General features: G+C 62.1%; 18 protein-coding genes. 14 read left to right on the top strand and 4 right to left on the bottom strand.

The window, feature by feature from the left end; all coding sequences use genetic code 11:
- Positions 1 to 8: 8 nt before the first annotated feature.
- Both NBG89_RS13815 and NBG89_RS13820 read right to left on the bottom strand, forming a co-directional pair.
- Positions 9 to 500, bottom strand: coding sequence for a tripartite tricarboxylate transporter TctB family protein (locus tag NBG89_RS13815; protein ID WP_431320425.1), 492 nt, complete (start codon positions 498 to 500; stop codon positions 9 to 11).
- Positions 497 to 1,441 (bottom strand): Bug family tripartite tricarboxylate transporter substrate binding protein, encoded by a 945-nt coding sequence (locus NBG89_RS13820; protein WP_431320426.1) that lies wholly within the window; start codon positions 1,439 to 1,441, stop codon positions 497 to 499. The genes NBG89_RS13815 and NBG89_RS13820 overlap by 4 nt, the downstream gene beginning before the upstream one ends.
- A 307-nt stretch (positions 1,442 to 1,748) precedes the next feature.
- On the opposite strand from NBG89_RS13820, the gene NBG89_RS13825 reads away from it, so the two are divergent.
- Complete coding sequence (locus NBG89_RS13825; protein WP_431320427.1) at positions 1,749 to 1,937, top strand: hypothetical protein; 189 nt, start codon at positions 1,749 to 1,751, stop codon at positions 1,935 to 1,937.
- Positions 1,938 to 1,949: 12 nt separating this feature from the next.
- Here the strand turns inward: NBG89_RS13825 and NBG89_RS13830 are convergent, their stop codons facing one another.
- Positions 1,950 to 3,014, bottom strand: a complete 1,065-nt coding sequence (locus NBG89_RS13830; protein ID WP_431320428.1) for an ABC transporter substrate-binding protein — start codon at positions 3,012 to 3,014, stop codon at positions 1,950 to 1,952.
- A gap of 151 nt (positions 3,015 to 3,165) precedes the next feature.
- Here NBG89_RS13830 and NBG89_RS13835 point away from each other — a divergent pair, with 151 nt between their 5' ends.
- The 13 genes from NBG89_RS13835 (at position 3,166) to NBG89_RS13895 (ending at position 25,173) form a co-directional block, all read left to right on the top strand.
- Entirely contained in the window at positions 3,166 to 3,843 is a 678-nt protein-coding gene (locus tag NBG89_RS13835) for a response regulator (protein ID WP_431320429.1), read from the top strand.
- The gene (locus NBG89_RS13840; protein WP_431320430.1) at positions 3,840 to 5,222 is read left to right on the top strand and encodes a sensor histidine kinase; all 1,383 of its coding nucleotides are present in this window, start codon (positions 3,840 to 3,842) and stop codon (positions 5,220 to 5,222) included. Before NBG89_RS13835 ends, NBG89_RS13840 begins: the two co-directional genes overlap by 4 nt.
- A gap of 110 nt (positions 5,223 to 5,332) precedes the next feature.
- Positions 5,333 to 8,653, top strand: coding sequence for a DUF2126 domain-containing protein (locus NBG89_RS13845; RefSeq protein WP_431320431.1), 3,321 nt, complete (start codon positions 5,333 to 5,335; stop codon positions 8,651 to 8,653).
- Between the two features lie 13 nt (positions 8,654 to 8,666).
- Entirely contained in the window at positions 8,667 to 11,084 is a 2,418-nt protein-coding gene (locus NBG89_RS13850; protein ID WP_431320432.1) for a circularly permuted type 2 ATP-grasp protein, read from the top strand.
- Positions 11,081 to 11,968: a transglutaminase family protein gene (locus NBG89_RS13855; protein ID WP_431320433.1), complete on the top strand. Its 888-nt coding sequence runs from the start codon at positions 11,081 to 11,083 to the stop codon at positions 11,966 to 11,968. The genes NBG89_RS13850 and NBG89_RS13855 overlap by 4 nt, the downstream gene beginning before the upstream one ends.
- A gap of 172 nt (positions 11,969 to 12,140) precedes the next feature.
- Positions 12,141 to 13,319, top strand: coding sequence for a VWA domain-containing protein (locus NBG89_RS13860; RefSeq protein WP_431322693.1), 1,179 nt, complete (start codon positions 12,141 to 12,143; stop codon positions 13,317 to 13,319).
- A 269-nt stretch (positions 13,320 to 13,588) separates the two neighbouring features.
- Positions 13,589 to 16,051, top strand: a complete 2,463-nt coding sequence (locus NBG89_RS13865; protein ID WP_431320434.1) for a glycogen/starch/alpha-glucan phosphorylase — start codon at positions 13,589 to 13,591, stop codon at positions 16,049 to 16,051.
- Positions 16,048 to 18,255: a 1,4-alpha-glucan branching protein GlgB gene (gene glgB / locus NBG89_RS13870; RefSeq protein WP_431320435.1), complete on the top strand. Its 2,208-nt coding sequence runs from the start codon at positions 16,048 to 16,050 to the stop codon at positions 18,253 to 18,255. Before NBG89_RS13865 ends, glgB begins: the two co-directional genes overlap by 4 nt.
- A 20-nt stretch (positions 18,256 to 18,275) precedes the next feature.
- Complete coding sequence (gene glgC, locus NBG89_RS13875) at positions 18,276 to 19,538, top strand: glucose-1-phosphate adenylyltransferase (RefSeq protein WP_431320436.1); 1,263 nt, start codon at positions 18,276 to 18,278, stop codon at positions 19,536 to 19,538.
- A gap of 3 nt (positions 19,539 to 19,541) precedes the next feature.
- The gene (gene glgA, locus NBG89_RS13880) at positions 19,542 to 20,984 is read left to right on the top strand and encodes a glycogen synthase GlgA (RefSeq protein ID WP_431320437.1); all 1,443 of its coding nucleotides are present in this window, start codon (positions 19,542 to 19,544) and stop codon (positions 20,982 to 20,984) included.
- Between the two features lie 6 nt (positions 20,985 to 20,990).
- The gene (locus tag NBG89_RS13885; protein ID WP_088692096.1) at positions 20,991 to 22,622 is read left to right on the top strand and encodes an alpha-D-glucose phosphate-specific phosphoglucomutase; all 1,632 of its coding nucleotides are present in this window, start codon (positions 20,991 to 20,993) and stop codon (positions 22,620 to 22,622) included.
- Between the two features lie 10 nt (positions 22,623 to 22,632).
- Positions 22,633 to 24,600, top strand: coding sequence for a glycogen debranching protein GlgX (gene glgX / locus NBG89_RS13890; RefSeq protein ID WP_431320438.1), 1,968 nt, complete (start codon positions 22,633 to 22,635; stop codon positions 24,598 to 24,600).
- A gap of 87 nt (positions 24,601 to 24,687) precedes the next feature.
- The gene (locus NBG89_RS13895) at positions 24,688 to 25,173 is read left to right on the top strand and encodes a MaoC family dehydratase (RefSeq protein ID WP_431320439.1); all 486 of its coding nucleotides are present in this window, start codon (positions 24,688 to 24,690) and stop codon (positions 25,171 to 25,173) included.
- Between the two features lie 42 nt (positions 25,174 to 25,215).
- Here NBG89_RS13895 and NBG89_RS13900 read toward each other — a convergent pair whose 3' ends face one another.
- Positions 25,216 to 25,611: a VOC family protein gene (locus tag NBG89_RS13900; RefSeq protein WP_431322694.1), complete on the bottom strand. Its 396-nt coding sequence runs from the start codon at positions 25,609 to 25,611 to the stop codon at positions 25,216 to 25,218.
- Positions 25,612 to 25,674 lie beyond the last annotated feature (63 nt).

The raw sequence follows: 25,674 nt of genomic DNA on the forward strand, positions 1-25,674 counted from the left end.
ATTCGTTCCTAGAAGAAGAGCCTCTCCAGCGGACCGGCAGGCAACAAGAGCTGCAGAAGCTGCGAGAAGATGACCCAGACGACGAAGCTGAGGGCGATACCGGCTGGCAACGATAGCCAAAGCTTGCGCAGTCCGAAGCCACGCGCCGTGAGTGCGAAGAGAACGCCGGTGGCAATCGAAAAGCCGGCCGTCTTCAGGAGCAGCATTTGCCCTGCAAGGCCGGCGACGACCCATATGACCGGCGCGATTTCCTGATGCTCACGTTCGGGAAAATCGCCATGCCAGGCTTCGAACGCCGTCCAGATCCCAAGTGCGATCAGGCCGAGCGCGACCGCCGTCGGAACGGTCGAAGGACCGATGCGCGCGTATTGCGCGACCGCCTTCATGTGAGAAACGTCCCAGAGCATGACCGCGGCCACGGCGAAAAGACAAAGGGCAATGATCAGCGCCGCCCAGTCGGGGCGGCGCTTCGTTGCCAGGGGTTCGTTACCCTCGCTCATTTAACAAGTCCGATCTCTTTGAGGATGCCTTCGGTCGCAGCAACATCCTTTTCGAGCTGCGCCTTGAAGGCGTCGCCGGCGAGGTAGGTATCGGCCCAACCCTTGGTCTTCAGGATTTCCTGCCAGCCGGCGGACTTCGAGACCTTGTCGAAGTCAGCGGTGATCGCTGCGGTCTGTTCGGCCGAAAGCCCTGGAGCGGCAGCCACCATACGCCAGTTCTGCACGGCGACATCGAGACCGGATTCCTTCAGCGTCGGCGCATCGACGCCCTCGATGCGGTGCTCGCCAGACACGGCAAGCAGGCGCAGCTGGCCGGCTTTAACTTGCGATTCAAACTCGCCATAACCAGAAATGCCCGCCGTCACCTGTCCGCCGAGAATGGCAGCCAGTGCTTCGCCGCCGCCGGAGAAGGCAACATAGTTGATCTTCGTCGGATCGACCCCGGCCGCCTTCGCGATCAGGCCGACCGCGATGTGGTCGGTGCCGCCGGCCGAGCCGCCACCCCAGGAAACGGCACCCGGATCCTGCTTCAGCTTCGCGACGAGATCGGCCATCGTCTTGATGTCGGATGAAGCCGGAACGACGATCGCCTCGTATTCGCCCGTGAGACGGGCGATCGGCGTGACGTCCTTGAGGGTAACCGGCGACTGGTTCGTCAGGATCGCGCCGACCATGACATAGCCGCCAACGATCAGTGCGTTAGGGTTGCCGCTGTTCTGACCGGCAAACTGGGCGAGACCAATGGTGCCGCCGGCGCCTGGAACGTTCTGAACCTGAATGTTGCCTGAGATGCCTTCCTTCTGCATGACGGTCTGCAGCGAGCGAGCAGTCTGGTCCCAACCGCCGCCAGGAGCGGCCGGCGCCATGATGGTGTAGTCGGCGCCATAGGCCGGCAACGCGATCGCGGCCGCGAAAATGCTTGCAAGAAGAGTATGCTTCACGAGTGTGTCCTCCGTGGGCACGGCTGAGAAACCGCGCATTGTTCTCGATGGAATCGGGAAGGACACCGCAGACGGACATCAAGGTCCGGTATGGCCGGCAAGCTCCTCCCGAAACTTCACCTCTCCGCCTCCACGGAGCTGAAGTTCTACAAAGCGGACCACAATAAGCTGTCATTTAGCTGACATCCGCTGAGTATCCACCCCGAAGGACACTTTTTTGCCGCAATTGCCGCTCGGCGAAAAACTTCGACCGTTGCGGGAACTTGTCTGCCATCGCCGCGTTTAGGGAGATAAGGAGGATTGGGCCATGAGTTCTCACATCGATACCAAGCAAATCGAACATGAGGGCTTACGACAAGTGTGGAGCGTGCGTGAATTTGCGCGTCGCCACCGGTTGGACAAGGAGGAGGAGAAGCGGCTCCTCGTGCTTTTCGGATCGTTCGCGACGAAGCAGGAATTGCTGTCGAACGCCCAGCGGCCCTGCCTTTTCCGGTAACTACCACGATTTTTATTGTGCCCGCAGGACCTCGTTCCAGTGCGCGATCAACCTCGCGCGCTTCACCTGATCCAGGTAGACCATCAGTCCGGGGCTGACAGGCACCGGCCGCAATTGCGCGCCCAGCAGCTCCTGCATCGTGTTGGCTGTGTTCTCACCGGCGACCTCAGGGCTGACAGCCGGAATTTGCAGCTCGCGCGCCATGATCGTCTGCCCCTCCTTCGACATGAAGAAGGAGAGGTAGCGGCGCCCGAGTTCCGGCTCGCCCGCCGCCTGCGGCACGAGGCCAATGCGCGACATCACGACGGTATAGTCCTTTGGCAGGACAATCCCCACATCCGGCTGGCGTTTGGCCCAATCGGCGGCATAGGAGCCGAGGATGTTGTAGCCGAGAACGAAACGGCCGTCGGACACGCGCTCCAGAATGGCAGAGCTGGTCGAATAGAGTTTGACTCCTGCTGCGCCCATGGCGCCGATGACGGACCAGATATCCCCGAACTGCTCCTGGTCACGCGCCATGAACAGGAAGCCGACGCCGGAACGTTCGATGTCGTAGGTGCCGATCCGGCCATGGACCGCATCGCCCTTGCGCTTGAGGTAATCGACGAATTCGGCGCGCGAACTCGGTGGCGGCTCCTTCACGAAGCTCGGCTTGTGATAGACGAAAACCGCCGGCTCGAAGGTCAGTGCATAGGCGGTATTGCGCCAGTTGGCCCATTTGGGCCAGCGGGCGCTCATCGGCAGGTTGCTGACCTGCGCGTAACCGTCGTTGGAGAGCTTCACCTGCAGGTCCATGGCCGAGGAAAAGGCGAAATCGGCGGTGCGCTTGCCGGCATCGGTCTCGCGCACGATGCGGTCGTAGATTTCCCCGGTCAGCATGTCCTCGTATTTGACCGCCACATCGGGATTCGCCTCCTGAAACCCGCGGATCATCGGCTGCGCCAGGGGCTCGTCGAGCGATGAATAGACGACCAGCGTCGGAGCTTCGGCATTGCCGGAACGCGCAGGATAAAACACCTCGTCCGCTGTCGCCAAAGCGGGACAGAGAGACAGCAACAGGAAAAGAACACTCCTCATTGCACGACAATGCACCAGCAGCTGCGATCCAGCAAGCCGAGCGCGCCAGTCCAGTTTCCGGCCACAGCGGCTGGTACGCTGCCAAACCGAAAAATCGCTATGACATCGGCCTCACCGCCCTGTATCCTTTTCAAAAATCAAGGGAACATCCGTGCGCATTCTACTGGTGGAGGACAATATCGCGCTGGCCGACGGGCTTTCGGCGATCCTGCGCGGCACCGGCCATGCCGTTGACGTCGTGCATGACGGTGCCTCGGCCAATGCTGTGACGGCGGCTGAGAATTTCGATCTCGTCGTGCTCGACCTGAACCTGCCGGAGATGGACGGCCTCGAAGTGCTGCGCGGCATGCGGGCACGGCAGAACCAATCGGCCGTCCTCATCCTGACGGCGCGCGGCGCGCCGGAGGAGCGGGTCAAGGGCCTCGATCTCGGCGCCGACGACTACCTCATCAAGCCCTTCGACATCTCGGAATTCGAGGCCCGCGTGCGCGTTCTCCTGCGCCGCCAGGCCGGGCTGCATTCGGCGACGGTGAGCTTCGGCGGCCTTTCGCTCGACCTCAATTCGCGTGCATTTTCCGCCGGCTCGACGCCGCTCGACATCCCCGCCCGCGAACTTGGCCTTCTGGAAATCCTCTTCATGCGCGCCGGCAAGGTCGTCGCCAAGGAGGCGATCATCCAGTCGCTGACCGCTTTCGACGACGACATTTCGGCCAATGCCATCGAGCAGTATGTCAGCCGCCTCAGGAAGCGCCTGTCGCCCTACGGCCTGACGGTGAAGACCGCGCGCGGCATCGGCTACTATCTCGACAAGCTGCCCGAGGCCTCATGACGACGGCCTATTCGCTCCGACGAAGGCTCCTGTTCTGGCTGCTGATCTCGACTGCCATCATCGGCATGATCGCGCTCGCGGACACCTATCGGGAAGCCGTGCAAACCTCCAACATCGTCTCGGACCGCGTGCTGGCAGGTTCGGCGCTCGCCATCGCCGAACGCGTCGTCGTGGCCGAAGACGGCACGCTCGAGGTCGATATCCCCTATGTGGCGCTTGAAATGCTGACCTCGGCCGCGCAGGACCGGGTCTTCTATCGCGTCGACGGACCGCCGGGGAAATTCATCACCGGCTACCAGGCGTTGCCCGTGCTTAACGAAACCGTGGGCGACACCGCCGCCTTTGCCGACGACACTTTTCGCAGCGAACCGATCCGGGTGGCGACACTGAAACGCTCAGCCTCGACCGGCATCCGCTCGGTCCCCTTCGCCGTAACCGTCGCCGAAACCACGATTGCCCGCCGCCAGCTGGCCCGCGCCATCCTCTTCCGCTCCGCACTCCGCCTCTCCTTCATGATCGCGGGCGCCGCCGTCATCGTCTGGATCTCGGTCACCGTCGCCCTACGCCCGCTCTACAAGCTGCGCGATGCGATCGGCGAGCGGAGCCCCGACGACCTTCACCCGATCGAACAATCCGTGCCAAGCGAGGTCCAACCGCTGGTCGATACGGTCAACGGCTTCATGGTGCGTCTGGAATCGGCGCTCGATGCGCTTCGTAACTTCACCGGCAACGCCAGCCACCAGCTGCGCACGCCGCTTGCGATCATCCGCACGCAGCTCGCGCTATCGGCCCGATCAGGCACACTGGCAGAAGCACAGGGCTCTGCCCTGAAGGGTGATCAGGCCGTCGCCCACGCAGAACGCATTCTCGCGCAATTGCTGCTGATGGCGAAGATCGATGCGGCAACGGCGAAGGAGGCGCTGACCGCCTCCTCGATCGACCTGACGGCCATCGCCCAGGACATCACCGGGGAGCTCATCCCGGCCGCCGCCGAGGCGGGCATCGATCTCGGTTTCGAAGGCAACCGCCCTGCCTTCATCCGCGCCGAGCCGCTGCTGATCGGCGAGCTATTGCGCAACCTTGCCGGAAACGCCATCGCCTATGCCGGCAAGGGTGCGGAGGTGACGGTGCGGATAGCTGAAACGGATGAGGCCGTCCGCCTCGAAGTCGAGGACAATGGCCCGGGCATTCCAGCGGAGAAGCTGGCCGCCGTGCGGCGACGCTTTTCACGCGGCAGCGATTCGGGTACGCCGGGGGCCGGGCTCGGCCTGCCGATTGTCGAAGAGATCGCTGGTCTCTTCAACGCGGCGCTGACGCTGGAGCCCGGCATGGACGGTAGAGGCCTCAAAGCCTCCGTGACCTTTACGAAGGTTGCGTAAAGGCTTAGCCGGCTTGGCCATACCGCCTTGCATTCTTTCGCTGCATTGCACACACTGCCATCAGGGAACAGCAAATGCCGTCAACGATACGGCAGCGGACAAGGCAATACATGTCGATCAAAGCCAGCATCTATCATCTGACGCATTACAAATACGACAAGCCGGTCCGCCTCGGACCCCAGATCATCCGCCTCAAGCCTGCTTCGCATTCGAAGACGCGGGTGATCAGCCATTCGCTGAAGGTCTCGCCGTCGAACCATTTCGTGAACCTGCAGCAGGATCCCTACGGCAATTACCTTGCCCGCTACGTCTTCCCCGACCCGGTGACCGAGTTCAAGATCGAGGTCGATCTCGTCGCCGACATGACTGTTTACAACCCCTTCGATTTCTTCATCGAGGAGAGCGCCGAAGTGTGGCCCTTCTCCTATCCCGAGGAGCTCAGGGACGACCTGAAGATCTACATGCAGCCGCAGCCGGTGGAGCCGGCGCTGGCAGCCTATCTCTCAGGCATCGACCGCACCCCGATGCGCACCACCGATTTCATCGTCGGTCTCAATGCCCGGCTGAAGAACGACGTCGAGTACGTCATCCGTATGGAGCCCGGCGTGCAGACGCCGGAGGAGACGCTGAAACTGGCGCTCGGCTCCTGTCGCGACTCGAGCTGGCTGCTGGTCGAGATCCTCCGCAATCTCGGCTTCGCCGCCCGCTTCGTCTCCGGCTATCTCATCCAGTTGACGCCCGATCTGAAAGCGCTCGACGGTCCCTCCGGCACCGAGGTCGATTTCACCGATCTGCATGCCTGGTGCGAGGTCTATATCCCCGGCGCCGGCTGGATCGGCCTCGACCCGACCTCCGGCCTGCTGACCGGCGAAAGCCACATCCCGCTCGCCGCCACCCCGCACTATCGCAACGCCGCCCCCATCTCCGGCGCCCTCTACGGCCACGCCAACACCGAATTCGCCTTCGACATGAAGGTCGCGCGCGTCGCGGAGCACCCGCGCATCACCAAGCCTTTTTCCGACGACAGCTGGCACGAGCTCAACGACCTCGGCCTCAAGGTCGATCGCATCCTTGAGGCCGAGGATGTCAGGCTCACCATGGGCGGCGAGCCGACCTTTGTCTCCATCGACGACTTCGAATCCGAGGAGTGGAACACCGCAGCCGTTGGCCCGACCAAGCGCGAGAAGGCCGACGTGCTGATCCGTAAGCTACGCGAACGCTTCGCGCCCGGCGGCTTCCTGCATTACGGCCAGGGCAAGTGGTATCCGGGCGAAAGCCTGCCGCGCTGGACCTTCTCGCTGTACTGGCGCAAGGACGGCAAGCCGATCTGGCGGAACCCGGATCTGATCGCCGGTGAGGGCAAGGATACCGGCGTAAAGGCCGACGATGCCGCCAACCTGTTGAATGCCATCGCCCGGGAACTGGCGATCGAAACGGACATGGTGCTGCCCGCCTATGAGGATCCGGCCGAATGGATCCTCAAGGAAGGAAGCCTGCCTGATAATGTCGATCCCTCGAACTCCAAGCTGAAGGACCCGGAAGAGCGCAGCCGCATCGCCCGCGTCTTCGAACGCGGCCTGACGGTACCAACAGGCTACATCCTGCCGGTTCAGGCATGGAACGCCAAGGCATCCGGCAAGCGCTGGGTCAGCGAACGGTGGAAGACCCGCCGCGGCAAGATCTTCCTCGTGCCTGGCGACAGTCCCGTCGGCTACCGCCTGCCGCTCGGCACCCTGCCCTACGTGCCGCCGGCGCGCTTTCCCTATATCCACCCGGCCGACCCCTCCATCCCGCGCAGGCCCCTGCCCGATGTCTTCGTGCCATCAGGCCGCGCCATGCCGGAAGCCTCCCGCCACAACGACGAGACCGGCCAGAGCCGCGTCGAGCAGACCATTGGCGAGATCGGCGGCGCCGTGCGCACCGCGATCTCGGTCGAGCCGCGCGACGGCCGGCTTTGCGTCTTCATGCCCCCGGTCGAGCGCATCGAGGATTCTCTCGAGCTGATCGCCGCGGCTGAAAACGCCGCCGCCGAACTCGGCCTGCCCGTCCATATCGAAGGCTATTCGCCGCCGCAGGACGAGCGCATCAACGTCATCCGCGTCGCCCCCGACCCTGGCGTCATCGAGGTCAACATCCATCCGGCCTCCAACTGGCAGGACTGCGTGGCGATCACCACGGCTGTCTACGAAGAGGCGCGCCAGTCGCGGCTCGGCGCCGACAAGTTCATGATCGACGGGCGCCACACCGGCACTGGCGGCGGCAACCACGTGGTGGTCGGCGGCGCCAATCCCGGCGACAGCCCGTTCCTGCGCCGTCCCGATCTGTTGAAGAGCCTGGTGCTGCACTGGCAGCGCCATCCGTCGCTCTCCTACATGTTTTCAGGCATGTTCATCGGCCCGACCAGCCAGGCGCCACGCATCGACGAGGCCCGCCACGACAGCCTCTACGAGCTGGAAACGGCGCTCGCCCAGATCCCCGTGCCGGGCCGCGGCCTAACACCGCTGCCGTGGATCACCGACCGCCTGTTCCGCAATCTCCTGATCGACGTCACCGGCAACACCCACCGCGCCGAGATCTGCATCGACAAGCTGTTTTCGCCCGACGGCCCGACCGGTCGCTTGGGCCTCGTCGAGTTCCGCGGCTTCGAGATGCCGCCGAACGCGCGCATGTCGCTCGCCCAGCAATTGCTGGTCCGCGCCCTCATCGCCCGCTTCTGGCAGAACCCGGCCGACGGCCGCTTCGTGCGCTGGGGCACGACCCTGCACGACCGTTTCATGCTGCCGCACTTCGTCTGGCACGACTTCCTCGACGTGCTCGCCGATCTCAAGCAGAACGGCTTCGACCTCAGCCCGGAATGGTTCAAGGCGCAGCTCGAATTCCGCTTCCCCTTCTGCGGCGAGGTCGAATACGAGGGCTCCAAGCTGGAGCTGCGCCAGGCGCTGGAGCCTTGGAACGTCATGGGCGAAGAAGGCGCGATCGGCGGCACCGTGCGCTATGTCGACAGTTCCGTCGAGCGCCTACAGGTGAGGCTCGAGACCGGCAACGCCTCCCGCTACACCGTCACCTGCAACGGCCGCACCGTGCCGTTGACGCCGACAGGGACGGCGGGCGTCTCGGTCGCCGGCGTCCGCTTCAAGGCATGGCAGCCGGCGTCGGGATTGCACCCGCTTCTGCCGGTCAACACCCCGCTTACCTTCGACATTTATGATACATGGTCGAAGCGTTCGATCGGCGGCTGCATCTATCATGTTGCCCATCCGGGCGGGCGTAACTATGACACCTTCCCGGTCAATGGTAACGAAGCGGAAGCAAGGCGTCTGGCGCGATTCGAGCCGTGGGGGCATACATCGGGCGGCTATATCCCGCGCACGGAGACAGCTTCGCCGGAATTCCCGCTGACGCTCGATCTTCGCAGGCCGGCGGGAATTTAGACATTAGGACGAAATGGGCAAGAAACCGACGGCAGAACTGAAGGAAGCACCACGCAACCGCACCGGCAACGATGCGGTGCTCAGCTACGCCCCGCTGCCTGGCGTGGCCGACGAAATGGTCGATACCAACGGCGCCATCCGTCCGGTCTGGCAGCGTTTCTTCGCGCATCTGAGCGGCATGCCCGAAAAGGACCTGACCGAGCGCTTCGCTCGCGCCGATCGCTATCTCCGCGATGCCGGCGTGTTTTACCGCGCCTATGGCAGCACCGGCAGCGCCGAGCGCTCCTGGCCGCTTTCGCATGTGCCCGTCCTGATCCACGCCCGCGAATGGGAAGCGCTGTCGGCCGGCCTCGTGCAGCGCGCCGACCTGCTTGAGGCGATCGTTGCCGACATCTACGGCGAAAACCGGCTGGTCGCGGATGGCGTCCTGCCACCCGCACTCATCGCCGCCAATCCGGAGTACCAGCGTCCACTCGTTGGCATCACTCCCGCGGGCGGTCATTATCTGCATTTCTGCGCCTTCGAGATCGGCCGCGGCCCAGACGGCAACTGGTGGGTGCTGGCCGACCGCACCCAGGCTCCGTCGGGCGCCGGTTTCGCGCTCGAAAACCGCGTCGCGACAACCCGCGCCTTCTCCGACATCTACGCCGAAACGCCGGTTCATCGGCTGGCCTCCTTCTTCGGCGCCTTCCGTGATGCGCTGCAAGGCATGAAGCACAGCGGCGATGACCGCATCGCCGTCCTGACCCCCGGCCCCGCCAACGAGACCTATTACGAACACGCCTATATCGCCCGCTATCTCGGCTTCATGCTGCTCGAAGGCGAGGACCTGACGGTCGTCAACGGCAAGGTGATGGTGCGCACCGTTTCGGGCCTGAAGCCGATTACCGTTCTCTGGCGCCGCCTCGATTCCGCCTATGCCGACCCGCTCGAACTGAACCAGAATTCGCACATCGGCACGCCCGGCCTCGTGGAAGCATTGCGCGCCGAAAGCGTCACCATCGTCAACGCACTCGGCAGCGGCATCATCGAGACCCGTGCGCTTCTCGCCTTCATGCCGACGATCTGTCGTCGGCTGTTCGGCGGGGAACTGAAGCTCCCCTCGATCGCGACCTGGTGGTGCGGCCAGAAGGGCGAGCGCGAACATGTCGCAAAGAACATCGAGAAGATGGTGATCGGCCCGGCTTATTCGCGCGCGCCCTTCTTCGATGACAGCGGTGAATCCGTGCTCGGCTCGAGCCTGCGCGCCACCGCCAAAGACTCGATCGCCGACTGGCTGAATTCCGACGGCGCAAAGCTCGTCGGCCAGGAAGTCGTGACGCTTTCGACCACGCCCGCCTGGATCGACGGCAAGCTTACGCCACGGCCGATGTCGCTGCGCGTCTTCGCGGCTCGCACAGCCAATGGCTGGCAGATCATGCCCGGCGGCTTTGCCCGCATCGGCGGCAGCGATGACGTGGCGGCCATTGCCATGCAGTCTGGCGGTGCGGCCGCCGACGTCTGGATTGTCAGCGACAAGCCGGTGGAGCGGCACACGCTGCTGCCGGCCGAAGGCAGCTTCACCCGCAACATGCCGGGCAGCCTGCCGAGTCGCGCCGCTGACAACCTCTTCTGGCTTGGCCGCTACATCGAACGCGCCGAAGGGGCGCTGCGCATCCTGCGCGCCTGGCACGCCCGCTTCGCCGAGGCCGCCGATCCGAGCCAGCCGCTACTGGCCGACGTGACGGCCTACCTGGCAGCCGTCGATATCGACACCAAGGACGCGGTGCCGGACACGCTGCTGCGCAACATCGACAGCGCCGTCTATTCCGCCAGCAACATCCGCGACCGCTTTTCACCCGACGGTTGGCTGGCGCTCACCGATCTCGCCAAGACCGCGCGGCGTTTCCATGCGACGGTCTCATCGGGCGATGACGCAAGCCATGCGATGACGATCCTGCTGCGCAAGCTCGCGGGTTTCGCAGGTCTGGTGCACGAAAATATGTATCGCTTCATGGGCTGGCGGTTCCTGTCGCTCGGCCGCCATATCGAGCGCGGCCTGCACATGACGCGGCTGCTCGGCCACATGTCGGGACCGGACGCCCCCGACGGCGCGCTCGACATGCTGCTGGAGATCGGCGACAGCGTCATGACCCATCGCCGTCGCTACAACGTCAACACTGCCCGCCTGACGGTCACCGATCTTCTGGCGCTAGATCCACTCAACCCGCGCTCGATCCTCTTCCAGATGAACGAGATCCATCGCGAGGTGGAGCAATTGCCGAACGCGTTCGTCAACGGCCAGATGTCGCCCTTCTACCGCGAAGCAATGCGGCTCCACGCAGGTCTTGCGGTGATGACGCCAGAGACGATGAGCGTCGATGTCTATCGCCGTCTCGAACGCGAGTTGGAACAACTGTCCGACCTTCTTGCCCAAACATATCTCGGGTGACTCAGGTGCTCTACGATCTCTCCCTGCACATGGGCTACATCTACGACACCCCGGCCTCGGGTGCCCGCCACATCATGCGGCTGATGCCATTGTCTCTGCCAGACCGGCAGCGGCTGATTGCCGGCTCCATCAAGGTTTCGCCGACGCCGGACGAACAGACCCACTTTGTGGATTTCTTCGAGCATCCCGCGACTTCCTTCATGTTGCGCGCGCCGCACGAAAAGCTTGATATCCGCATGCAGGCCCGCGTGCAGGTGGAGAGCCATTCGATCGCGGCGGATTTTTCGCCAGTGCTTGCGAAGCTGCCGGATGAGATTGCTGGCGTCTGGTCGCTGAAGCCCGATGCCCCGCACCACTTTCTCGGCAACAGCCCTCGCCTGCTGGAAACGCGCGCCATCTCGGACTATGCGAAGGCCTGCGCCGAACCGTCATTGACCGTGCTGCAGATCGCCACTGCGCTCTGCGCGAAAATCCACCGGGATTTCAAGTACGATGCCGAAGCGACGACCGTCGATACGACGCCGCTTGAGGCCTTCCAGTTGAAGAGCGGCGTCTGCCAGGACTTCGCCCATGTCATGATCCTTGCACTCCGCAGCCTCGGCGTTCCGGCAGGCTATGTCTCCGGCTTCCTGCGCACCATCCCGCCGCCCGGCAAGGAACGGCTGGAGGGCGCCGACGCCATGCACGCCTGGGTCAGGGTCTGGTGCGGCGAAACGATCGGTTGGGTCGAACTCGACCCGACGAACAACATCCCGGCCGGCACCGACCACATCGTCGTCGCTTATGGCCGCGACTACGCCGACGTCGCCCCGGTCATCGGTGTCTTGAAGAGCTACGGCGGCCAACGCGCCGTCCAGGCGGTGGACGTCGTGCCGCTGGGGTGAACATGCTATAGATGCATCAATGTCAAAAATCCCTCAAAGAGGGCATTTTTCATTGAGGCTGCGCACAAGAAAGCGACATTCCGCTAGAATCTTAACGATCCGATAAAGGCGAGCTCAACAATTGCCGGGCATGAATTAGGCATTATTGGGGCACTTAACTCAGGTGAACATGATGAGCACCTTTCAATCGCTGAAGTCGAGCCTGTCTCGGCTGCAGAAGGATCGGCATGGCAATTTCGGGATGGTTACTGCGATCCTGCTACCGATCGCAATAGGAGCCGGCGCGGTCGCGGTTGACGTAACCAACGCTGCGTTGGCGAAGCATCAGTTACAGGAAGCCTCCGACGCGGCGGCACTTGCCACCGCCTCCGCCCTTGCCGAGGGAAAGATCGACACAACGACTGCCTCTGCGTTCGCGAAGGATTTCGTTGCCGGTCAGATGGCAAACTTCATTAGCGACACGACCGCACTCCGGGCCGCCACAACGGCCACAGCGACCAAGACAACGTCCGGAAGTGCTGCAAGCTACAGCGTGAACGTCTCATCGTCTTACAGCATGCAACTCAGCGGCCTTGCGCGGGTCATCGGCTTCCAGACTGCCAACATCGCTACGTCAAGCCAAACAGCAAGCGGCTATTCCGAGAAGCAGGGTTCAGTTTCGATATTCCTGGCTCTCGATAAATCGGGCTCGATGGGCGACTACACAACGACGTCCTACACCTATACCTGCGGTAAAAACCACAATAAGACGTGCACAGCCTACTACACTAAAATTGCAGCCTTGAAGCTCGCGGTCGGTAACTTGACGGCAGAACTCGACAAGGCCGACCCAACGCACATCTATTCCCGCACGGGTGCGGTCTCCTACGATCTCATTACGTATCCGGAAGCCAAGCTCGCCTGGGGAACCAGTGCCGTCACGACCTATGTCAACGCGCTCTCGGCGGCCAATGGCACGAATTCCAGCGGCGCGGTGAGCATGGCCTACAACTCGTTGATCGCGAAAAACAACGCCGGTAACGACAACGAAAACGCTCTGCACCAGGCGAAAACCGGCCAGACGCCCAAGAAATATATTGTCTTCATGACCGACGGCGACAACAACGACGATTCGTCAGGCGGTCGCTCCTACGACACGTTGACGAAGGACACGTGCAATAAAGCGAAGGGTGATGGCATTGAGATCTACACGGTCGCCTTCATGGCGCCTGTGAACGGCCAGGCGCTGCTGAAGTATTGTGCAACAGATGACAATCATTACTTCAAGGCAGAAAGCATGTCCGATCTTCTCGCCGCCTTTAAAGAGATCGGCGCAAAAACTTCCGACCAGACGACGCGCCTGATCAACTGATCTCTAGACTATCTCAAGCAACAAGCCGCTCCGGAACAAACCGGAGCGGCTTTTCGTTTGCCTGCAAAACGCGCGTATCAAAATCGGAAAACCGATTGAAATCAAGCTCTTTCCGCAATGGAGCGCCGAGCCTCATCAATTTTTTCGTTTGGGTAATTCCTTGTTGCAAGTGCGTTGTAACGATGCATAAACTGCGTCTTTAGTGCGCGGTAAACCGATTGAAATTGGCATAAAGCACTGAAACAAAACAGAATTGGCGAGGACTGACGATGAACACCGTTTCGAAACCGACCATCCCCTCCCCCGCCCCCCGCAGTTCCAAGCCGGAAATTCTCGCTGAAGAAATCATCGAGCGTTTGACCTACCGCATCGGCAAGGATGCGAAGGTCGCCAAGCCTCATGACTGGCTGACTGCCACGATCCTCGTCGTGCGTGACCGCATCATCGACAAGTGGATGGAATCGACCCGCAGGGTCTATGCGACCGGCGACAAGCGCGTTTATTACCTCTCGCTCGAATTCCTCATCGGCCGCCTGATGCGCGATGCCATCTCGAACCTTAATCTGATGGAACAGGTTCGCGACGCACTCGCCTCGCTCGGCGTCGATGTGGCCGTCATCGCTGGCCTCGAGCCCGATGCCGCCCTCGGCAATGGCGGCCTCGGCCGTCTCGCTGCCTGTTTCATGGAAAGCATGGCCACCGTCGAGGTGCCGGCCTATGGCTACGGCATCCGTTATGTACACGGCCTCTTCCGCCAGCAGCTTGCCGATGGTTGGCAGGTCGAGCTGCCGGAGAGCTGGCTGGCGCACGGCAACCCCTGGGAATTCGAGCGTCGCGAAAGCGCCTACGAAATCGGCTTCGGCGGCACGGTCGATGTCGTCAACAGTCCCGAGGGCGAGCCGCGCTATGTGTGGAAACCAGCCGAGCGGGTGATTGCCGCGGCCTTCGATACGCCAGTCGTCGGTTGGCGCGGCAAGCGCGTCAACACGCTGCGCCTCTGGTCGGCGCAGCCGATCGATCCGATCCTGCTCGATGCCTTCAACGCCGGCGACCACATCGGCGCGCTGCGCGAAAGCAACAAGGCGGAAAGCCTGACGCGCGTTCTCTATCCGGCCGATGCGACGCCGGCCGGCCAGGAGCTGCGCCTACGCCAGGAGTTCTTCTTCTCCTCCGCATCGCTGCAGGACATCCTGCGCCGTCATCTGCAGCAATATGACGATTTCACCTCGCTGCCCGACAAGGTGGCGATCCAGCTGAACGATACGCATCCGGCCGTCTCCGTCGCCGAACTGATGCGTCTGCTGTGCGATGTTCACGGCCTCGACTTCGACCAGGCCTGGGACATCACCCGCGGCACGATCGGCTACACCAACCACACGCTCCTTCCCGAAGCGTTGGAAAGCTGGCCGATCCCGCTCTTCGAGCGCCTGCTGCCGCGCCATATGCAGATCATCTACGCGATCAACGCCAAGGTGCTGCTCGAAGCGCGCAAGACCAAGACATTCTCCGAAACCGAAATCCGCTCGATTTCGCTGATCGAAGAAAGCGGCGAACGCCGGGTTCGCATGGGTAATCTCGCCTTCGTCGGCGCCCATTCGATCAACGGCGTTTCGGCTCTCCATACCGATCTGATGAAGGTCACGGTCTTTGCCGACCTGCACAAGCTTTATCCCGACCGCATCAACAACAAGACGAACGGCATCACGCCCCGCCGCTGGCTGCAGCAGTGCAATCCTGGCCTGACCTCGCTGATCCGCGAAACGATCGGCGATGACTTCCTTGACGATGCCGGAAAGCTGAAACCCCTCGACAGGTTCGCGAACGATGCAAGCTTCCAGGAGAAGTTTGCTGCGATTAAGCGTGACAACAAGGTGGCCTTGTCCAATCTTGTCGCCAGCCGCATGGGCATCAAGCTCGATCCGTCGGCGATGTTCGATATCCAGATCAAGCGTATCCACGAATACAAGCGCCAGCTGCTCAACATCATCGAGGCCGTCGCCCTCTACGACCAGATACGCTCGCATCCTGAATTGGACTGGGTACCGCGCGTCAAACTCTTCGCCGGCAAGGCGGCGCCGAGCTATCACAATGCTAAGCTGATCATCAAGCTGATCAACGACGTCGCCCGCACCATCAACAACGACCCGGCCGTCCGCGGTCTCTTGAAGGTCGTTTTCGTACCGAATTACAACGTCTCGCTGGCCGAAGTCATGGTGCCCGCCGCCGACCTGTCCGAACAGATCTCGACGGCTGGCATGGAAGCCTCGGGCACCGGCAACATGAAGTTTGCGCTCAACGGCGCCCTGACGATCGGAACGCTCGACGGCGCCAATGTCGAAATGCGCGATCATGTCGGCGAGGACAACATCATCATCTTCGGTCTGCGCGCCGACGAAGTCGCCGCCGCCCGTGCCGACGGCCACAATCCCCGCGCCATCATAGAGGCGTCGCGTGAACTGTCTCAGGCGCTCCAGGCGATCAGTTCCGGCGTCTTCTCGCACGATGATCGAAACCGATACGCGGCGTTGATCGAGGGCATCTATGCCCATGACTGGTTCATGGTCGCGGCGGATTTCGATGCCTATGCGCAGGCCCAGCGTGATGTCGACCAGCTCTGGGCCGATCCATCAGCGTGGAACGCGAAGGCGATCTGCAACACGGCGCGGATGGGCTGGTTCTCGTCTGACCGCACGATACGGCAATATGCCAAGGAAATCTGGAGAGCCGGATGAAGACGCCGAAAGCCACCCCTGAAGTCAGACTTCCCTGGGAGATTTCGGCAGACGAGATAGCGGCAATCCTCGCAGGCTCACATTCCAACCCGTTCGCCGTTCTCGGCGTTCACAAATCAGGCAGCGCCTACGTCGCCCGGTGCTTCATTCCGGGCGCCGAAGAGGTAACGGCGATGGCGCTCGACGGGAGCGTCATCGGCCAACTGGAGCAGCAGCACCCGGACGGCTTCTTTGCCGGGTCCGTCTCTGTCAACAAGCAAGTGCCGGTTCGCTATCGGGCCCGGCGCGGTGATGCCGAATGGGCGGTGACCGACCCTTATAGCTTCGGACCGATCCTCGGCCCGATGGATGACTATTACGTGCGGGAAGGCTCGCACCTGCGCCTCTTCGACAAGATGGGTGCACACTGGATCAAGCACGAGGGCGCGCAGGGCATCCATTTTGCCGTATGGGCGCCGAACGCACAGCGCGTCTCTGTCGTCGGCGATTTCAACGGCTGGGACGGTCGTCGCCATGTGATGCGCTTCCGCTCCAGCGCGGGCATCTGGGAGATCTTTGCACCCGATGTCCCGACCGGGGTGGCCTATAAGTTTGAAATCCGCGGTCACGATGGCGTTCTCTTGCCACTGAAAGCCGATCCATTCGCCCGCCGCAGCGAGCTGCGGCCGAAGACCGCCTCGGTCGCGGCCTCAGAACTGCTGCAGGAGTGGGACGACGGAGCGCATCTGAAGCACTGGAGCGAAACCGACAAGCGCCGTCAACCGATCTCGATCTACGAGGTTCATGCCGGCTCCTGGCAGCGGCGTGACGACGGCTCGTTCCTCTCCTGGGACGAGCTGGCCTCGCGGTTGATCCCCTATTGCGTCGATATGGGCTTCACCCATATCGAGTTCCTGCCGATTACCGAGCATCCCTACGATCCGTCCTGGGGATACCAGACGACCGGGCTCTATGCCCCGACCGCCCGCTTCGGTGAGCCCGAGGGTTTCGCCCGTTTCGTCAACGGCTGCCACAAGGTGGGCATCGGCGTCATCCTCGATTGGGTGCCTGCCCATTTCCCGACCGACGAACACGGCCTCGGCTGGTTCGACGGCACGGCGCTCTACGAGCATGCCGACCCGCGCCAGGGCTTCCACCCGGACTGGAATACGGCGATCTACAATTTCGGGCGCACCGAAGTCGTCTCCTACCTCGTCAACAATGCACTCTATTGGGCCGAGAAGTTCCATCTCGATGGCCTGCGTGTCGATGCCGTCGCCTCGATGCTCTACCTCGATTATTCCCGCAAGCACGGCGAATGGATCCCGAACGAGTACGGCGGCAACGAGAACCTGGAAGCGGTCCGCTTCCTGCAGAACATGAATACCCGCATCTACGCAGAGCATCCCGGCGTCATGACCATCGCCGAGGAATCGACTTCCTGGCCGAAGGTGTCGCAGCCGGTGCACGAAGGCGGCCTCGGCTTCGGCTTCAAGTGGAACATGGGCTTCATGCACGACACGCTCTCCTACATGAGCCGCGATCCCGTGCACCGCAAGCATCACCATAACGAGCTGACCTTCGGCCTGCTCTACGCCTACTCGGAAAACTTCGTGCTGCCGCTCTCCCATGACGAGGTGGTGCACGGAAAGGGCTCGCTGATCGCCAAGATGCCGGGCGACGATTGGCAGAAGTTCGCAAACCTGCGTGCCTACTACGCCTTCATGTGGGGCTACCCTGGCAAGAAGCTGCTCTTCATGGGCCAGGAATTCGCGCAATGGGCCGAATGGAGCGAGGCGAAGTCGCTCGACTGGAACCTGCTGCAGTACCGCATGCACGAGGGAATGCGCCGGCTGGTGCGTGACCTCAACTTCACCTACCGCAGCAAGCCGGCCCTGCACGCCCGCGACTGCGAGGGCGACGGCTTCGAATGGCTGATCGCCGACGACCACGAAAATTCCGTCCTCGCCTGGATCCGCAAGGCACCGGGCGAAAAGCCGGTTGCCGTCATCTGCAATCTGACGCCTGTTTATCGCGAGAATTATTCCGTCCGCCTGCCGACCGAGGGGCGGTGGCGCGAGATCCTGAATACCGATGCCGACATCTACGGCGGCAGCGGCAAGGGCAATGGCGGCCGCGTCCAGGCCGTCAACGCCGGCGGCAACATCGCCGCATCAATCACCTTGCCGCCTCTGGCGACGATCATGCTTGAACCTGAGAACTGAAGACTGGTGGGAGGATAAAAATGGTAGAAAAACGTGTTCAGCCACTTGCCCGTGACGCAATGGCCTATGTTCTCGCCGGTGGCCGGGGGAGCCGCCTGAAGGAACTCACCGATCGCCGCGCCAAGCCGGCAGTCTACTTCGGCGGCAAGACCCGCATCATCGACTTCGCCTTGTCGAACGCCTTGAACTCGGGCATCCGCCGCATCGGCGTCGCGACCCAATACAAGGCGCACTCGCTGATCCGCCACATGCAGCGCGGCTGGAACTTCTTCCGCCCGGAGCGAAACGAGAGCTTTGACATTCTGCCCGCCTCCCAGCGCGTCTCGGAGACGCAGTGGTACGAAGGCACGGCCGACGCGGTCTATCAGAACATCGACATCATCGAGCCCTATGGTCCGGAATACATGGTCATCCTCGCCGGCGACCACGTCTACAAGATGGACTACGAATGGATGTTGCAGCAGCACGTCGATTCCGGCGCCGACGTCACGATCGGCTGCCTGGAAGTGCCGCGCATGGAAGCCGTCGGCTTCGGCGTCATGCATGTCGATCAGAACGACCGGATCATCGACTTCATCGAAAAGCCTGCCGACCCGCCGGGCATTCCCGACAAGCCTGAGTTCGCGCTGGCCTCCATGGGCATCTACGTGTTCCATACGAAGTTCCTGATCGATGCGCTGCGCCGCGACGCCGCCGACCCGAACTCCAGCAAGGATTTCGGCAAGGACATCATCCCCTACATCGTCAAGAACGGTAAGGCTGTGGCCCATCGCTTCGCGCAATCCTGCGTCCGCTCCGATTTCGAGCATGAGCCCTACTGGCGCGACGTCGGAACGATCGACGCCTACTGGCAGGCCAACATCGACCTGACCGCAGTCGTTCCCGAACTGGATATCTACGACAAGTCCTGGCCGATCTGGACCTACGCTGAAATCTTGCCGCCGGCGAAGTTCGTCCACGACGATGAAGACCGCCGCGGCTCCGCCACGTCCTCCGTCGTCGCGGGCGACTGCATCATATCGGGCGCGACACTCAACAAGAGCCTCCTGTTCACCGGCGTGCGCGCCAACTCCTATTCCAAGCTGGAGGGAGCGGTCGTCCTGCCGAGCGTCAAGATCGGCCGGCATGCGCAGCTCAAGAACGTGGTAATCGACCATGGCGTGGTGATTCCGGAAGGCCTCATCGTCGGTGAGGACCCGGTTCTTGACGCCAAGCGTTTCCGTCGCAGCGAAGGCGGCATCTGCCTCATCACGCAGCCAATGATCGACAAGCTGGGTCTGTGACCAATGAAAGTTCTTTCGGTTTCGTCCGAAGTCTTCCCACTTATCAAGACAGGGGGCCTCGCCGATGTGGCGGGCGCCCTACCGATCGCCCTCAAGCGTTTCGGCGTCGAAACCAAGACACTCATGCCCGGCTATCCGGCCGTCATGAAGGCGATCCGCAATCCAGTCGTCAGGCTTCAATTCGACGATCTGCTCGGCGAGCCGGCCACGGTGCTGGAAGTGGAGCATGCCGGCATAAGCATGCTGGTGCTCGACGCCCCTGCCTATTACGACAGGTCAGGCGGTCCTTATCTCGACGCGACCGGAAGGGACTACCCTGACAATTGGCGCCGTTTCGCGGCACTCTCCCTTGCCGGAGCCGAGATTGCCGCGGGCTTGATGCCGGGCTGGCGGCCGGACCTCGTGCATACGCATGATTGGCAGTCGGCGATGACCTCAGTCTACATGCGCTACAACCCGACGCCGGAATTGCCAAGTGTACTGACGATCCACAACATCGCGTTCCAGGGGCAGTTCGGCGCTGATATCTTTCCCGGCCTTCGCCTGCCGCCGCACGCCTTCGCGACGGAAAGCATCGAATATTACGGCAACATCGGCTTCCTCAAGGGCGGCCTGCAGACCGCCCATGCCATCACCACCGTCAGCCCATCCTACGCCGGCGAGATCCTGACCCCGGAGTTCGGCATGGGTCTCCAGGGTGTCATCGCAAGCCGAATCGATTCGCTGCACGGCATCGTCAACGGCATCGACACGGATGTCTGGAACCCGTCGACCGATCCCGTTGTCCACACGCATTACAACGGCGCCACCCTGAAAAGTCGTGTCGAAAACCGCACCTCGGTCGCCGAGTTCTTCGGACTGCACAACGACAATGCGCCGATCTTCTGCATCATCAGCCGGCTCACCTGGCAGAAGGGAATGGACGTCATCGCCGCCACTGCCGACCAGATCGTCGACATGGGCGGCAAACTTGCGATTCTCGGGTCAGGAGACGCGGCGCTCGAAGGTTCGCTGCTCGCCGCTGCCGCCCGTCATCCCGGGCGGATCGGCGTTTCCATCGGCTACAACGAGCCGATGTCGCACCTCATGCAGGCCGGCTGCGACGCCATCATCATCCCATCGCGCTTCGAACCCTGCGGGCTGACGCAGCTTTACGGCTTACGCTACGGATGCGTGCCGATCGTTGCCCGCACCGGCGGGTTGAACGATACGGTCATCGACGCCAACCATGCCGCGCTTGCGGCGAAAGTGGCAACCGGGATACAATTCTCGCCTGTGACGGCATCAGGCCTGTTGCAGGCCATTCGTCGTGCGCTACATCTCTACGCCGATCAAAAAGTCTGGACCCAATTGCAAAAGCAGGGCATGAAATCGGATGTCTCGTGGGAAAAGAGCGCCGAGCGCTACGCTGCCCTCTATTCAAGCCTCGCCCCCAAAGGCAAGTGAGAGAAAATGATAAAATCCGTATCCACTAAGCCCTACCAGGATCAGAAGCCCGGCACGTCTGGCCTGCGAAAGAAGGTTCCGGTATTCCAGCAACCGAACTATGCCGAGAACTTCATCCAGTCGATCTTCGACTCATTGGAAGGGTTCCAGGGCAAGTGCCTCGTCATCGGCGGCGACGGACGCTACTACAACAGGGAAGTCATTCAAAAGGCGATCAAGATGGCCGCCGCCAATGGCTTTGGCAAGGTCATCGTCGGCAAGGGCGGCATCCTGTCGACCCCGGCAGCCTCCCATATCATCCGCAAATACAAGGCGTTCGGTGGCATCATTCTGTCGGCCAGCCATAATCCCGGCGGTCCGACGGAAGATTTCGGCATCAAGTACAACATCGGCAATGGCGGCCCGGCACCGGAAAAGATTACCGACGCCATCTATGCGCGCACCAAGGTGATCGATACCTACAAGATCGCCGATTTCCCGGACGTGAACCTCGATCGCATCGGCAAGGACGAACTGCCCGGCGGCATGATTCTCTCGGTGCTCGATTCGGTGGAAGACTATACAGCGCTCATGGAAGAGTTGTTTGACTTTCCCGCGATCCGCAACCTCATCAGCCTTGGCTTCCGCATCGCCTTCGATGCAATGAGCGCCGTCACCGGCCCCTATGCCAAGGAAATCTTCGAAAACCGCCTCGGCGCCCCGTCAGGCTCGGTCCGCAATTTCATGCCGCTGCCCGATTTCGGCGGCCATCATCCGGACCCGAACCCGGTTCACTGCAAGGAACTTTACGACGAGATGATGGGCGATGATGCGCCCGATTTCGGCGCGGCATCCGACGGCGATGGCGACCGCAACCTTATCATCGGGCGCGACATCTTCGTGACGCCGTCCGACAGCCTGGCGATCCTCGCTGCCAACGCCAACCTGGCGCCCGGCTATTCCGGCGGCCTGGCCGGCATCGCCCGCTCCATGCCGACCTCGGGTGCGGCGGATCGTGTCGCCGAGCGCCGTGGCATTGGCATGTACGAGACGCCGACTGGTTGGAAATTCTTCGGCAACCTGCTTGACGCCGGCATGGCGACGATCTGCGGCGAGGAAAGCGCCGGCACCGGCTCCAACCATGTGCGCGAGAAGGACGGCCTCTGGGCGGTTCTGCTCTGGCTGAACATTCTGGCGGTCCGCGGCGAGAGCGTCCAGGACATCGTCACCCAGCACTGGCAGACCTACGGCCGCAACTACTACTCACGCCACGACTACGAAGGCGTGGATACGGACGCCGCAAACGGCCTGATTGCTAACCTGCGCAGCCAGCTTGCTTCGCTGCCGGGCCAAACCTTCGGCCCGCTGAAGATCGAGAAGGCGGATGATTTCGCCTATCACGACCCGGTCGACAAGTCGGTCAGCGAGCATCAGGGCATTCGCATCCTGTTCGAAGGCGGCTCACGCGTCGTCTTCCGCCTTTCAGGAACGGGAACGTCGGGCGCCACCTTGCGCGTCTATCTGGAGCGGTACGAGCCGGATTCGACCCGCCACAATATCGAGACACAGCAAGCGCTCGCCGATATTATCGCTGCCGCCGAGACCATCGCGGATATCCGCAGCCGCACAGGCCGTGATGCTCCTTCCGTGATTACCTGACCGGAACGGCATGGCGGCGAGCAAATCCGGGCAAGGCGGAGCAACCATCTTCGAGACCGGCGTTGATTTCGCCGTCTGGTCGCATAATGCCGGACAGATCGAATTGTGTCTGTTCGGCGACGATGACAAGGAACTGGCCCGCCTGCCGATGGAGCGGGGCGATGACCATGCGCATCGCCTCTTCGTCGACGGATTGAAGGAAGGCGCGCGGTATGGCTACCGCGCCGATGGCGTTTTTGCGCCCGACAGCGGTCTTTGGTTCGACCCATCGAAACTGCTGGTCGATCCGTACGCTAAGGAGCTTGATCGCCCGTTCCACTACGATCCCCTTCTCGGCACTTTTGGCGCCGAGACGCAGCATCTCGTGCCCAAGGCGATTGTCACCCGCGACATCAGCGTGAAGCCGGCAAAGCCACTCTTCAAGCCCGGCGGCTTCATCTACGAGGTCGCTGTCCGACCCTTTACCATCCTGAATCCGGATATTCCCGAAGCCCAGCGCGGCACGGTCGCGGCTCTGGCGCATCCCTCCGTGATTGCCCATCTCAAGCGCATCGGCGTCGATGCCGTCGAACTCATGCCGATCACCGCCTGGATCGATGAACGCCATCTGCCGCCGCTAGGCCTCAGTAACGGTTGGGGTTACAACCCCGTCGCCTTCATGGCGCTTGACCCGCGACTCGTGCCTGGCGGCATGGCGGAGTTGCGAGAGGCGGTAACAAAGCTCCACGCCGAAGGCATTGCTGTCATCCTCGATCTCGTCTTCAACCACACCGGCGAAAGCGATCGCTTCGGCACGACGCTGTCGCTGCGTGGCCTCGACAACCTCTCCTTCTTTCGCCATCTCCCGGGCCGGCCAGGCGAACTGGTCAATGATACCGGAACGGGCAACACCGTCGCCTGCGATCACCCCTATGTCAGGCAGCTGATCATCGACAGCCTCCGACATTTCGTGCTCGGCGCCGGGATCGACGGCTTTCGTTTCGACCTCGCCCCTGTCATTGGCCGCACCGCAAACGGCTTCGAAGCACATGGGGAAACGCTGACCGCGATGCTTGCCGATGACGTGTTGGCCGATCGTGTGATGATCGCCGAACCCTGGGACATCGGCCCCGGCGGCTATCAGCTCGGCAATTTCCCGGCCCCCTTCCTCGAATGGAACGACCGCGTGCGCGACGACGTCAGGTGCTACTGGCGCGGCGATGACTGGAAAACAGGACCATTGGCGACTGCGCTTGCGGGATCCTCCGATATCTTTGGCCGCAATGGCGGAAAGGCGACGCGCAGCGTCAACTTCCTCGCTGCCCATGATGGATTCACGCTGAACGATCTCGTCTCCTACCGCGGCAAGCACAACGAGGCGAACGGGGAAGAAAACCGCGACGGTCACAACGAGAATCACTCGTGGAACAATGGCATCGAAGGCGAAACCCGCTACCCCGACATCATCCGCCGGCGCCGCGACGACCTGAAGGCGCTGCTCTCGACGCTCTTTGCCACCCGCGGCAGCATCATGCTGACAGCAGGCGACGAGGCTGGCCGCACCCAACGCGGCAACAACAATGCCTATTGCCAGGACAATGAGATCACCTGGGTCGACTGGGCAGTGCTCGATGATGAACTTGTCGCCCATACGGCCTTCGTCTCCAGCCTGCGCAAACGCTTCTCCGTCTTCTCCGAGATGGACTTCCTCAACGGTAACGGCGACGTCGAATGGATATCGCCTTCCGGCCAGCCGATGAGCGTACAGGACTGGGAGACGCCGAACTTTTCCACGCTCGGAATGCTGCTTTCGACGCGCGATGGCCAAACCAACAAGGCCACGCGGCTGGCGGTTCTCTTCAATCGCTCGGGCGGCGAGGAGATCTTCACATTACCTGGACCGTCTTTGTGGCGGCTTCTCGTCCCCGATGCGCCGAAGAAATCCGCAACTTCCGCCATCGTGCCGCGCCGCTCGGTTGCTTTCTATCTCGAAAGTTGATCCGACGGGCTCCCGCCTGCAATTCCTTGTCGCAATCGTCACAATCCCATTGTAAGGCTTGCGGAGCCGCTTTCTCATGGGGAATCAATGGCCAAGGAAATTTCGCTCGCGGATGTGCAAGGGCTGGTCGGCACTGAAACCGGCCTCTCGGACTGGATTGTCGTCGATCAGGCGATGATCGATGCGTTTGCGCATGCAACCAACGATCATCAGTTCATCCACGTCGATCCCGAGCGCGCTGCCAGCAGTCCATTCGGCGGCACCATCGCCCATGGCTTCCTTACCTTGTCGCTGCTTTCGGCCATGAACTACAACGGCCTGCCCAAAGTGCGCGAGCAGACGATGGGCATAAACTACGGCTTCGAGAACGTCCGCTTCCTGTCGCCGGTCAAATCGGGGGCGCGCATCCGCGGCCACTTTGTCCTCGCCGAAGCGCGCTTTCGCGGCGCCGGCATGCTGATGACAACCTATGACGTCTCGATCGAGATCGAGAACGAGAAGAAGCCGGCCCTCACCGCCCGCTGGATCACCATCATCCAGTTCGACCCCAAGGATCGGCCTGACGACGCCTAGACCTTATGCTCCTGGCTTTGGTGGGCGGCGTCTAACGCATCGCTATGGCGCACCGTTGATTTCAACGATGTTGCGATCGGGATCGATGAGATAGGCTTGCGGAAATCCCGCCGGCCCGTCGCGCCTGAGACGCAGCCGCCAGGGATCGCCCTCCGGCGCATCCTCTCGAAAACCCTTCGCAATCAGCCCCCGGATGCATCCCTCGAAATCATCGGTACGGAACGCGAAATGCCCGTCGGTTGTGTCGATGGTCGCCGCACGCCGGAAGGTCCCGGCCGGGTTGACGATCATGTGGATCTGCAGTGCGCCGCAGGCGAACCACGCTCCAACGGAGCTGAACGGCGGCCGCGCGATCCGTTCGAGGCCGAAGACGTCACGATAGAAGGCGACCGAACGGTCGAGATCAGTGACGACAATGGAAACGTGATGCAGCATCATCAAAGACACCCCGCCCTGCAACTGCGCTCCGATAAAGAGCGCATACTGGGGTGGATGATGCAT

Origin of the sequence: Rhizobium sp. YTU87027, assembly GCF_050644135.1 — a bacterium.
GTDB lineage: Bacteria > Pseudomonadota > Alphaproteobacteria > Rhizobiales > Rhizobiaceae > Rhizobium.